The 12140-nt window shown below is 70.6% G+C and carries 8 protein-coding genes; 2 read left to right on the top strand and 6 right to left on the bottom strand.

Annotation, left to right across the window (positions count from 1 at the left end; all coding sequences use genetic code 11):
* Positions 1–5: 5 nt before the first annotated feature.
* Positions 6–329 (bottom strand): BolA family protein, encoded by a 324-nt coding sequence (locus CMC5_RS20680; protein ID WP_050432030.1) that lies wholly within the window; start codon positions 327–329, stop codon positions 6–8.
* 160 nt (positions 330–489) lie between these two features.
* On the opposite strand from CMC5_RS20680, the gene CMC5_RS46580 reads away from it, so the two are divergent.
* Positions 490–1266: a hypothetical protein gene (locus CMC5_RS46580; RefSeq protein ID WP_050432029.1), complete on the top strand. Its 777-nt coding sequence runs from the start codon at positions 490–492 to the stop codon at positions 1264–1266.
* Positions 1267–1469: 203 nt separating this feature from the next.
* Here CMC5_RS46580 and CMC5_RS20670 read toward each other — a convergent pair whose 3' ends face one another.
* The 5 genes from CMC5_RS20670 to CMC5_RS20650 are packed head-to-tail and all read right to left on the bottom strand — an operon-like array spanning position 1470 to position 7706.
* Positions 1470–2555, bottom strand: a complete 1086-nt coding sequence (locus CMC5_RS20670) for an ABC transporter ATP-binding protein (RefSeq protein WP_082362655.1) — start codon at positions 2553–2555, stop codon at positions 1470–1472.
* On the bottom strand, positions 2552–3643 hold the full coding sequence (locus CMC5_RS20665) for an ABC transporter ATP-binding protein (RefSeq protein WP_050432028.1): 1092 nt from the start codon (positions 3641–3643) through the stop codon (positions 2552–2554). Before CMC5_RS20665 ends, CMC5_RS20670 begins: the two co-directional genes overlap by 4 nt.
* Positions 3644–3651: 8 nt before the next feature.
* Positions 3652–4671 (bottom strand): ABC transporter permease, encoded by a 1020-nt coding sequence (locus tag CMC5_RS20660; RefSeq protein WP_050432027.1) that lies wholly within the window; start codon positions 4669–4671, stop codon positions 3652–3654.
* 3 nt (positions 4672–4674) lie between these two features.
* A complete protein-coding gene (locus CMC5_RS20655; protein WP_050432026.1) occupies positions 4675–5595 on the bottom strand; it encodes an ABC transporter permease in 921 nt (306 codons plus the stop codon).
* Entirely contained in the window at positions 5592–7706 is a 2115-nt protein-coding gene (locus CMC5_RS20650; protein WP_082362654.1) for a peptide ABC transporter substrate-binding protein, read from the bottom strand. The genes CMC5_RS20655 and CMC5_RS20650 overlap by 4 nt, the downstream gene beginning before the upstream one ends.
* Positions 7707–7791: 85 nt before the next feature.
* Between CMC5_RS20650 and CMC5_RS20645 the strand changes: the two genes are divergently transcribed.
* Entirely contained in the window at positions 7792–12111 is a 4320-nt protein-coding gene (locus CMC5_RS20645) for a hypothetical protein (protein ID WP_050432025.1), read from the top strand.
* Positions 12112–12140: the final 29 nt, after the last annotated feature.

The raw sequence follows: 12140 nt of genomic DNA, 5'->3' as shown, positions 1-12140 counted from the left end.
GTGCCTCAGTCGGCCTTGGAGCCGCCGAGACAGGGCGGCGAGCGGAACGTGGTGTCCGACTGCCGGGCCCACTCCTCCGGGGTGAGCGCGCGCAAGCTCAGCGCGTGGAGTCCCCTGGAGAACTCGTCCCGGAGCAGCTCGTTGACGTGGCGGTGCCGCTGCAGGGCCCCCATGCCCGCGAACACCTCGCTCACCACGAGCACCTTGAAGTGCGTCTCGGAGCCCGGGGCCACGCTGTGCCGCCCGCTCTCGTTCTCCACGTCGAGGTGCTGCGGCGTGAGCGCACGCGACAGCACATCCTGGATGGTCTCTTGCCTCGTATTTGCCATGACCCGGTCAGCTTGGATCCCGCCCTATGGCAGGTCACGACGGCGGGGGAAAGCCTCTTCGTCACCGACCCTCGCGACGCCGCACGGACACGACGCGGAACCCGAAGACAGCCGATGACAATTGCCGGACGACGCCCCAGCGGATAGACCAGCCCGAGCCATGGCTTCCTCCACGCGCATTGCCCTTTTCACCGCAAGCTGGCTCGCGCTCGGCGTCAGCGCCGGCTGTGACGGTGACCAAACCGACTCGAGCAGCGGGGGGCCGAGCGGCGATCCGAGCATCACCATCAACTACCCGGCAGAAAACGCCTGCGTCGCGGTGGGTCAGGATCCGGACGCGGCGATCGCCGTCGAGATCTACACCACCGGGCTACGCTTGCGTCCGCCTGGCGCTTGCGGGACCCAGACGCAGTGTGGCCAGCTCGTGGTGCGGGTCAACGGTGTCGAGAACAACCGCAGCGCTTCGCGATTCGTCGATGTGCTGCTCCGCAAGCTCGCCAACCGCTACACGGACCTCACTCTCGAGCTGGAGGTCCAGACGAGCCCAGACACACCCCTGCTGAACAGAGCGGGGGAACCCGTCCGGGCGACCCGCACCGTGCGCGCGGCAGTGTCCTGCCCAGGCGGCGCGGGCGGTGGAGGCGCTGGAGGCGGCGAAGGCGGGGCTGGTGGAGGCGGCGGCGCTGGAGGAGCAGGTGGGGCCGGCGGCGCTGGAGGAGCAGGTGGCTCGGGTGGAAGCGGTGGCACCGGAGGGACGGGCGGCGCGGGCGGCGCCGGTGGCTCGGGCGGCGCCGGTGGCTCGGGCGGCGCTGGCGGGGCGGGTGGCTCGGGTGGAAGCGGCGGCACCGGAGGGACGGGCGGCGCGGGCGGCTCAGGGGGTTCGGGTGGAACTGGCGGCTCGGGCGGAGCTGGCGGTTCAGGTGCTGCAGGCAACTGAACGCCGCAGCGCCTTCCTCCCTCACACACGGAGCCATCCCCCGCGAACGACGCCATTCCCTCGCGAGAAGCGTACGCCTCAGCCTGTCCCCTCCCGCCTCCTCGCCAGCCCCTTGCGGGAGGCGCACCCCGTGGCCTCGTCCCGCGATCGCCATGACATCGACGCAGGTCGTCCTCAGCGCCTCCCGACGGCTCGTCCTCAGCTCACGCCTCGGCCTCGGGCATCGGGGGTGGTGCCTGGAGGTGGCACGCCACCCAGCGCCCTGGCGTACGCTCGGTGAACTCGGGCACCTCCGTGCTGCACTGCTCCATCCGGTGAGGGCAGCGCGTGTGGAAATGACACCCTGCCGGCGGGGCCAGGGGGCTCGGCACCTCTCCCATGAGCACCAGCCGACGCCTCTGCCGCTCCACGGTCGGATCCGGCACCGGGATCGCCGACAGCAGGGCCTGCGTGTACGGGTGCAGCGGCTGGGCGAAGAGCGCCTCGGTCTCCGAGCGCTCGACCACCCGACCGAGGTACATCACCGCGATCTCGGTCGAGAGATGGCGAACGGCAGCGAGGTCGTGCGCCACGAACAGGTACGTCAGGCCGAGCTCCCGCTGCAGATCCTCGAGCAGGTTCAAGATCTGCGCCTGGATGCTCACATCGAGCGCGCTCACCGGCTCGTCTGCCACCACCAGCTTGGGCCGCAGCGCGATGGCGCGCGCGATCCCCACGCGCTGCCGCTGTCCCCCCGAGAACTCGTGGGGATACCGCCGCATGTAGGCCGGTGCGAGTCCCACCATCTCCATGAGCTTCGCCACCTCGGTCGCCGTCTGCTCCCGGGAGCGCACCAGGCCATGGGTCCGCAGCGGCTCGGCGATGATGTCCAGCACCGTCATCCGCGGGTTCAAGCTGGCGTACGGATCCTGAAAGATCATCTGCATCTGCCGACGCTCACGGCGCAGCGCGCGCGCCCCCAGTGTGGTCAGCTCCACCCCGTCGAGCCGCACACGCCCGGACGTCGGCTCCACCAGCCGCAGGATCGCGCGCCCCGTCGTCGACTTGCCGCACCCCGACTCGCCGACGAGCCCCAGTGTCGCGCCGCGCGGCACGGTGAACGACACGCCATCCACGGCCCGCACGGCCCCGACCTGGCGCTGGAGCAGGCCACGCCGCACAGGAAAATGGACGCGAAGGTCCTGGACTTCGAGGAGCGCGGCCCCCGCTCCCGGGCTTGCGCTCTCGCCTGCGCCTGCGTCGCTCGGCCCTGCGCCCACTGCCTTCTCGTCCACCGGGGCGTGGCTCATGAGACCGCTCCCGCCGAAGGCATCGCAGGATCCGAAGGCATCGCAGGATCACCGAGGTGACACCGCACCACGTGGAGCCCACGCCGCCCCTCTCTCCCCTCCCCCATGGCCGGCGCGGCTCCGCTCTCGATCCCCTTGGCCTCCGCGCCGATCACCCGCGGCGCGGGCGCCACCTGCCGGCACACATCCATCACATGCTCGCAGCGTGGGTGGAACGGACAGCCCGGCGGCACCCGCGCGAGCGACGGCGGCAGCCCCGGGATCGGCTCGAGGCGCTGCCCTCGCGCCGCATCGAGCCTGGGGATCGAGCGCCGCAGCCCCACCGTGTACGGATGCTGTGGCGTGTGGAAGATCTCCTCCGTCGTCCCCTCCTCCACGATGCGCCCCGCGTACATCACCGCCACGCGATCAGCCATCCGCGCCACCACCCCGAGATCGTGCGTGATCAGGATGACCGCGATCCCTTGCGCCTCGCGCCGCGCCTGGATGAGATCCAGGATCTGCGCCTGGATGGTCACGTCCAGCGCCGTCGTCGGCTCGTCCGCGATGAGCAGATCGGGATCACACAGGAGTGCCATTGCGATCATCACCCGCTGCCGCATCCCCCCCGACAGCTGGTGGGGATAGTCGTCGATCCGTGACGCCGCCGCCGGGATCCCCACCTGCTTCAGCAGCTCGATGCTGCGCTCCCGCGCCGCCTTGCGCGTCATGCGCTTGTGCAGCACCAGCACCTCGGCGAGCTGCTGGCCCACCCGGAGGTACGGGTTGAGCGACGTCATCGGGTCCTGGAAGATCATCGCGATCCGATCCCCCCGGATCTGCTCCATGCGCCCCTCTCTCACGCGCACGAGATCCTCCGTCGCTCCCGGGCTCGCCTCGAAGAGGATCTGCCCCCCGGTGATGCGCCCTGGGGGGTCGGGGATCAACCGCAGGATCGACAGGCTCGTCACGCTCTTGCCCGAGCCGGACTCTCCCACGATCCCGAGCACCTCCCCTCGGTCCACGGCGAAGGAGATCCCGTCGACGGCGCGGACCACGCCCTCCTCGGTCGAGAACTGGGTGCAGAGATCGTTGACCTCGAGCAGCACGGCGCCCCTCAATCCTTCCGGACCCGCGGGTCGAGCGCGTCACGCAGCCCGTCACCGAGGAAGTTGAAGCAGAGCAAGCAGATCGCGAGCATCCCCCCGGGGAACAGGATCAGCCACGGGTAGAGATCCATCGTGTCGGCCCCCGACGACGCGAGCAGCCCCCAGCTCGACAGCGGCTCCTGCGTCCCGAGCCCCAGAAAGCTCAGGAACGCCTCCGTCATCATCACCTCGGGGATGGTCAGCGTGGTGTAGACGATGATCGGTCCCAGCGCGTTGGGGATCAGGTGACCGAAGATGATCGCCCGGTGCCCGACACCGATGGACCGGGCCGCCTCCACGAACGGTTGCCCGCGCAGCGTGATCACCTGCCCCCGCACGATCCTGGCCATCGTCAGCCAGGAGACGGCGCCCAGTGCCGCGAACACCACGGCGATCTGGAAGATGGGAAAGTACGACGGGTCCTTCGGATCCTCGACGAAGGGCGACAAGAGGAGCTGGAAGAGCGTGTACAGCGCAGAGCGATCGTTGGCGAAGAACACCATCAGCAGGATCACCAGCACCAGGAACGGGAAGGTGTAGAGCGCGTCGACGATGCGCATCATCACCGCGTCCACCTTCCCCCCGAAGTACCCCGCGATCCCGCCCCAGCTCACCCCGATGCTGAAGCTCACCAGCGTCGCGATCACCCCCACCGTGAACGACACCCGGCCCCCGAAGAAGACCCGCGCCATCAGATCGCGACCGAAGTAGTCGGTCCCCATCCAGTGCTCCCAGGAGGGAGGCGTCGCGCCCAGCTTCAGATCGGCGACGTCGTACCTGTACGCCGAGAGCTCGGGCACCAGCACGCACGCGAGGAGCAGCGCGATCAGGATGACCCCACTGACCACCGCGGCGCGGTTCTTCCGCAGCCTCCGCCACGCATCGCGCCAGAGGCTCGACCCTTGCTCCAGCTCCGCGAGGCGTACCTCCCCGCCGCGCCCCTCTGGCCCGCCCGCGCCCGTACCCTCGCGCTCCACGCTCGACACCATGGATCAGCGCAGCTCCACCCGCGGGTCGATGAAGGCGTAGGCCACGTCGACCACCGCGTTGAACACCATCAGCAGCACGCCGTAGACGAGCATCACGCCGAGCACGAGGTTGTAGTCACGGTTCATCGCCGCCTCGACGAAGTAGCGACCCATCCCCGGGATGTTGAAGATCTTCTCCACCACCAGCGAGCCCACCAGCAGGTGGCTGAATCCCGGACCGAGGTAGCTCACCACCGGCAACATCCCACCCCGGAGCGCGTGACCGAGGATCACCCGCCGCTCCGACAGCCCCTTCGCCCGTGCCGTCCGCACGAAGTCCGAACGGATCACCTCCAGCATCCCTCCGCGCGTCAGCCGCGCCAGGTACGCCGCCATGGGCAGGCCCGCGCAGACCACAGGCAGCACCATGTGCCGCCACGTCTCCCAGCGCGCCACCGGGAACCAGTACAAGGACAGCGAGAAGACCAGGATCAGGAGCGGCGCCAGCACGAAGCGGGGAACGCTCACCCCGACCATCGCCGTGGCCATCGCCAGCGTGTCCTTCCAGGTGTTCTGCCGGATCGCGCCCACCACGCCGAGGGGCACCCCAACGAGCAGCGCGAAGATCATCGCCAGGACACCGAGCTGCATCGACACCGGCAAGCTGAGCGCGATGATCTCGTTCACCGTCCGGTTCGGGTACTTGAACGCCGGCCCCAGGTCGCCACGCGACACGAGCGCCCAGAGCCAGTCGCCGTACTGCTTCGCCAGCGGATCGTCGAGGTGGTACTTGGCGCGCAGCGCCCGCTCCACCTCGATCGGCACGGCGCGCTCCTGATCGAAGGGGCCACCGGGCACGAAGCGCATCATCACGAACGCCACGGTGGCGACGAGGAGCAGCGTCGGCAGGATGACGAGCAGCCGCTTGACGATGAACCCGATCACGGACGGCCCTCTGCGCGCGGCGCGAGCCGCCCCGGCGCCGGAAGCTCGAAGGGCGGGGCCACGACCTCGTTCCGCTCGGGGCTGGAGCGCCAGTCGGGATCGATCCAGAGCCACTTGAGGAGCTGCATGCTGCGCGCGTTCGGGTGGAAGCCCTTCACCCAGGGCTTCAGCAGCGTCGCCTTCGTGAAGAAGTACACCGGCATCTTGGGCATGCTCTCGAGCACCCGCGCCTCGGCCTTGCGGTACAGCCGGATGCTCTCGACCGGGTCAGCCGTCGCCGCAGCCACGCGCACCAGCTCATCGAGCTCCTTGTCGGCCCAACCCGTGCGGTTCTGCGGGCTGCTCGAGAGGAACGTCGCCATCCAGGTGTGCGGGTGGTTGTACTCGCCGTTCCAGCCGAACCGCACCATCTGGAAGTGCCCATCACGCACGTTCTTGAGCATCACCTTCCACTCCTCGTTGCGGAGGGTGATGGACACGCCGAGATGCCGCCGCAGCATGTCCTGCACGGCGATGGCGATCTGCTTGTGGCCCTCGTGGGTGTTGTAGAGCAGCTCCAGCGCGGGGAACCCTCGCGCCTTGTAGCCGGCACCGTCGGCCTCGACGGGGTAGCCGGCCTCGGTGAGCAGCGCGCGGGCGCGGGATGGATCGAACTGGAGATCGGGCGCCGCGAACGGGTCCTCGCCCCGCTGCTGATCCTCCTCTGCCTGCTGCGCGTACCCCGAGCCCGTGTAATCCGGCACGTAGTGCGTCGCGCGTAGCTGCCCGCCACGCAGGATCTTGTCGATGATCTGCTGTTTATCGAGCGCCATGTTGAGCGCACGACGCACGCGCGCATCGTTCACCGGCGGCTTGCGCACGTTGAACTCGTACCAGTACGTCGACATCGTCCTGAACCGACGGAAGTCCTTCTTCGTCGAGAGCGATTCCAGGTACTCGTTCGGGGGCGAGGTGTTGTCGCCGAGGTAGTCCAGGTCGCCCACCTTGTAGAGGTTCATCATCGTGTGGGCCTGCTCCACCGACATCCACACCGCGCGCTCGATCCCGAGCCGCTCGCGATCCCAGTACGCCGGGTTCTTCTTCAGGGTCAGCTCGTAGCGGAACTTCCAGTCATCGAGCACGTAGGGCCCGTTCACCACGATGTTCTCGGGCCGGAACCACAGCTCTCCTTGCCCTCGCTGCTCGAACGGCTCCACCACGTCACGTCGGACGGGCAGGAACGTGGTCACGCTGGTCAGCTCCGGGAAGTACGGCGTCGGGCGCTCCAGCTCCACGTCGAGGGTCAGATCGTCGACCGCGCGCACCCCGACCGCCTGGTCATCCTCCACGAGCGCCACCCTCGGCACGAACCCGATCGGCGACGGTGCCGCCCCCCCGTCCTCCAGCACGGGGCTCGGATCGTAGGTGGGCACGCCGCGGAGCCGCGCGATCTTCGCCCATGAAGACGACGGCTCGGCTCCTCGCTCCGCGGAGGCTTCGACGATCACCACGAACGTCCCCCGCGGCAGCGTGATCACCGCGGGCGCGTCCTCCCCGGGCGCTGCTCGCACCACGACGTCGTCCCGCGTCGCCTTCAGCGCGCCCGTGTTGAACACCTCCCCGTTCCTGAGCACGTGCAGGTTGGTGGCCGCCACCGAGGCCGTCGCTGGGCGGAGCGCGCGCTTCCAGGCATAGGCGAAGTCGTGGGCGGTGACCTGCTTGCCGTCGGACCAGCGCGCCTCGGGCCGCAAGTGAAAGCGGTAGACCCGGTTGTCGTCGCTCTTCTCGTAGTGCGTCGCCACCCCCTGCGTGGGCCGCAGATCACCCGGCCCGTGGGTGGTCAGCCCCTCGAACATCTGGTTGATCAGCGCGCTGGAGGCCGTGTCGTTCGACTTGCCCGGATCCAGGTACTCGGGCTCGGTGCTACCGCCCACGTAGAGCGTCGTCGGCTCCTTGCCCACGCGCTCGGTCGAGCCGAAATACACGCTGCCGTCCTCACGCCCGCAGCCCGCGAGCGCCAGCGACAGCGCCACCGACAGCGCCACGGGGGCGCCGAGCGACGACGCGCGGTCGAGGCGCGTCTCCAGAGGCGCGCTCGCTCCACCCGACACCTCGCCCGACAGCGCTCGCATGCCCACCAGCTATCACGTCGCCGCCAGCGCGCGCAGCGGTTAGCGGCACGGCCTGACGGTCGGTTCGTGTAAGGTGTAGCTTCCCATGCTGCCTCGTCCGCTCTCGGCTGGCCTGCGTGCCATGGCCATCATCACCGCACTGGGTTCCGGCGTGACGGCCTGCGGCGCGACCAGCGCAGGGCAAGCGCCTTCGTTCAGTGGACAACGCTGCGATCCTTCGGATCTCGGCGCCTGCGAGCGCGCCCTCGGGATCGCCCTCGCCGAGGGTCGCGCCACCCACGATCTCGTCGGCGCCTACCTCGACGCCCGCGCCTCCAGAGACGCGACCGATCCCTGGGTTCGCCTTCGCGGCGCGCTGCCTCCTGCGACCGGACAGGGGCAACCTCGATCGTCTGGCGTCGCCATTCTCGTGGAGGGCGCGGCGCCCACCGGCCTGAAGCGCCCTGCCACGCGCGGCGCACGCTGGGTCGAGTCCCCCGAGCTCCCCGCCCCCGACCACCTCGACGCGAACGCGCTGCTCCTCGCCCTGGGCGACGCGGCGGGGCTCGGCCTCCTGGTCCACGTCCGCGGCCGCGCCGTCCACCAGCTCTTCCCTGCCGATCCCCTGCGGCCCTTCCTCGTCGGGCTGCCGCCGCTCCTCCAGGTCGACCCGACGCTCGCTTCGCTGGACCAGGACGCCTCCCTCGACGCATCCCTCCGGGAGGCCTTCACTGCCGCCGGCGCCTTCCACTACGTCGACGCCGCCCGCGCAGCCGACCGCCTCGCCGCCGCGATCGCGACACGCGATCCCAACGACGAGCCCGTGCTCCGGGCCCGCTACGCCCTCTTCCTGCTCGCCAATGCCGGCGTCGCCCTCGAACCCCTCGGCGATCCCGCCCCTCCGCCTCCAGAGCCGACCACGACCGCGACGACCACCCCTTACGCCGATCTCCTCCGCGTACACCTCGCCTCGAAGGAGCATGAAGCCTGGAAGACACGAGGCGCCTCGGTCCTGCGCGGCATACGGCCCGAACGACAGGAGGCGATCACCAGCTTCTACGGCCAGGTGCGCGGATGCGCCCCACCCTTCGCCCCGCCGATGGAAGACGCGCGCGATCTGATGTTCGCCTCGCGCCTCGCCAGCGCGCTCGCGCCCTTGCCCAGCACCCTCGCCCCGGCGACCTCGCCCGACACGTCGATTCCTGCTGGCTCGCTCCCCCTGAGCGCGTGGCTCCCTCGCTACGAATCCATGGTCGACCTCGCCACCGCCACCGGGACGGTGTGGGCGATCGCTCCGCGCCTACTGCTCCAGCGCGGCGACGCGCACGGCCTGAGCCTTTCGGACACACCGCTCTACAAGCGCGTCACCGACCTCGGCCTCGCCCACCTCACCGCGTTGAAGCAGCTCGCCGCTGCCGAACCCGCGCGCTTCCGCACCCTCTCCATCGTCCTCCTCGCGTACGCGCCCGGCGCGCTCGGCGACGAGCGGCTCCGCGACGCCGTGGCCGGCCTCACCCAGACCAGCGTGCAGCGCAAGCTCGCCGCCGCAGAGGACGCCGCAGAGGTCGCGAACGGCGTGCTCTCCGGCCTGATCATCGGCACCTCGTATCCCCCTGCGCTCCAGACGGCGCATTTCACGGCCCTCCAGGGCGCCATCACCGCCAAGCTGCGTGGGGACATGACGAAGCGCACCGGCTGGGACGTGGCCGGCCTCTACGCCGCCGACGCCCTCTACCGGGTCGTCACCGACCAGGCGCCCGACGTCTCCTTCTCCGCTGCGCAGGTGGCGCGCGCCCTCGCATCAGACGCCGCCCTCCCCTTCCCCGGCCTCGGACAGCTCGCAGCGAGCCTCGGAAGGTACGCCGCCCTCGGCGTCGACAAGCAGCTCGACCCCGACCTCACCGACGTCGCCCGCTTCCCCGCAGAGCGACGCAAGGCCCGCGACGACCTGCAGCGCGCCCTTGCCAGCCTCGCCGACGAACCCGCCCCCGCGGGCTTGCTCGACGACCTCACCACCTTCGCCGACGGCCTCATCGCCCTCGGCTCCGCCAAGCTCGCCCACAGTCCCCCCGCGCCGGACACCTGCGCCGACGAGGACGCCAGGTACACCCCGGCGATGCGCCGCGCCCTCGCCCGCCTCGGCGACGTGCGCCGCCGCATCCTCCTCTCCCCGCGCTACCGCACGGGCGACGGCGCCTGGATCCGGCGGGCCCGGATGGTCACCGTCCTGCTCTCCGACGCCATGGACCTGATGAGCCCTCGGCCGAAAGGCCGTCCCGGCGCGCGCGCCCTCGTCGCGTTCTCGATCCCCAAGGCCGACGCACAGACCACCGTCGCCGCCGGCCTGCGCGACTGGAACGAACACCCCCTCGCGGGCGCGCTCACCAGCACCTACGGCCTCGCCCGCGCGATCCTCGAATCCAGGAGCCCGGAGGAGGTCGCCCGGGAAAGCGGCGCCTTGCTCCCGCGCACCCTCGCCACCCTCCACGCCTTCTTTCGCGACGACGCCCACGACGGCTCGGCCGGCGTCGCCCTCTTCGACGCACTCGCGCAGATGCCGCAGGGTCAGGGCAGCGTCGACCTGAGAGAGCTGCTCCTCGGCTATGCCAGAGCGTTCACCGACCGAGGCCAGCGCGACCAGGCCGACCTCTGGCTCCTCGTCACGCTCCTCTACTCGGCCCTCGGCGAAGACGACCTGTTCAAGCCCAGCCTCGACCTCGCGCAGAAGAGCGGCTCACGCACCACCTGGATGCTCCACTACCTGGCCGAGGCCTGGAAGGCGAAGTCCGGCAAGCCCTACGATCCCTCGACCTACGCCGAGGGCATGCGCTCGGCGACCGACGACACCTGCACCCGCGTCGACGCGGGCCCCTTCATGTCGGTCCTGGAGGCGGGCCACGCGTTCAGCCAAGGAAGGCACGCCGAGGCCCGCAAGACGCTCGACGGCGTCCTCGACCACGCCGAGCAGCGCGGCCTCACCGTCCCCCGCATCACCTACCGGTACGACGAGAAGACGGCGACCCGTGTCCTCTCGCTCAGCTTCAAGATCTCCTACGGCAGCGGGCTGCTCGAGAACGGCAACGCCTTTCAGCTCGGCCTGGGGCTGAGAACGCCTGCGAAGCCCGAGGGCACGCTCTCCGTGCAGATCGAACCCGACGGCGGCGACACCGCGACCGAGGACACCGCCAGCTACTATGTCCACCTGGCCGCGCTCGCGGCGGCCTACCACTACCTCGACGGCGATCGAGAGCGCGGCGCCACGGCTGCCCGACGCGCCATCAGCACGCTCACCTTCGGCCTGCGCCTCGGCGATCGCGCCCACGCCCAGGCCGACCCGGTAGCATGGGGCAGCAGCGCCCGCGGCACGCTCGCCCTCACCGCGCAGCTCGCCGCCGAGGCAGGGCAGCCCCTGCTCGCTGGCGACCTGTGGACGGTGCTCCGCCCGCTCATCCCGCGGACGGCCACCGACGCAGAGGTGAACGAGATCCTCGACACCAGCCCGCTCGGCCTTGCCTCGCACGCGGGGTTCGCCCCCTTGCTCGCCAGGACCCGGCGTTCGCTCGCCGCCCTCGCCGAGCCGCTCCCGTGCACCAGCGCCAAGGTGGAACTCGGCCACCACGAAGAGCCCACCTGCGAGGGCTACCCCCTCGCCCTCTCCCTCCGTGCCGCCGACGCCTTGACCAAGCTCCCCCGCTTGCGGCGGGGCAATGCGTCGGCCGCGTGCGGCACGCTCCGCCACCTCGACGCGTTCCTCACCTCCGCCGAGCGGGGCACCTACGATCCCGACGCCTTCACCCGCGCCGTGGAGGCGCTCCGTACCGACGGCCTGCTCTACGACGCCGCCGTGCTCCTCACCCGCCAGCGGCAGGAGAGCCACTGCAGCCCCACCTTGACCAGCGCCGCCCGCGCCCTCGGCCGCGCCCCTGCCATCGGTCCGGCCCTCCGCGCCGATGCCCTCAGCGTGGCCGTCAACTGCACCTCCCTCACCCTCGCCGACGGCACCGTCGACGACCTGCTCGCCCTGCACGCCGAGACCCGGAACCTCCCTGACCTCAACCGGCACGTGCAGGTGATGCTCTTCATGACCGATCTCGCGCAGCGAGAGAGCCGCTGGGATCTGCTCGCGCGCCTCACCGAACAGCCCGAGTTCGTCGAGCGCTGGCTGAACGTGAGCCCCCGGCTCGCGACCGCCGCCCTCCTCATCACCCACGTGGCGGGCATCCTGCACCGCGACGGTGCCGTCTCCGAGAAGGCCTCCGCCGCCCACGACCTGCTCTGCAAGACCTTCCCCCCTGGCGACCGGGCCCCCCTCTGCAACGACATCACCGCCCTGCGCGCCGCCCAGGCGCTCCCGAAGGAGCAACGCCAGCGCCGCGCCGAGCAGGCCCTCCGCCGCCTGCTCGAACAGATGGCCAGCTCCCCCTGATCGGCAGGGAGCGGACAGGCTTGACTGTC

It is taken from the genome of Chondromyces crocatus (genome assembly GCF_001189295.1).
In the GTDB taxonomy this organism is placed as follows: domain Bacteria; phylum Myxococcota_A; class Polyangia; order Polyangiales; family Polyangiaceae; genus Chondromyces; species Chondromyces crocatus.
The sequence above is the reverse complement of the archived record's forward strand: the minus strand, read 5'-3'. Positions and strand labels throughout refer to the sequence as shown.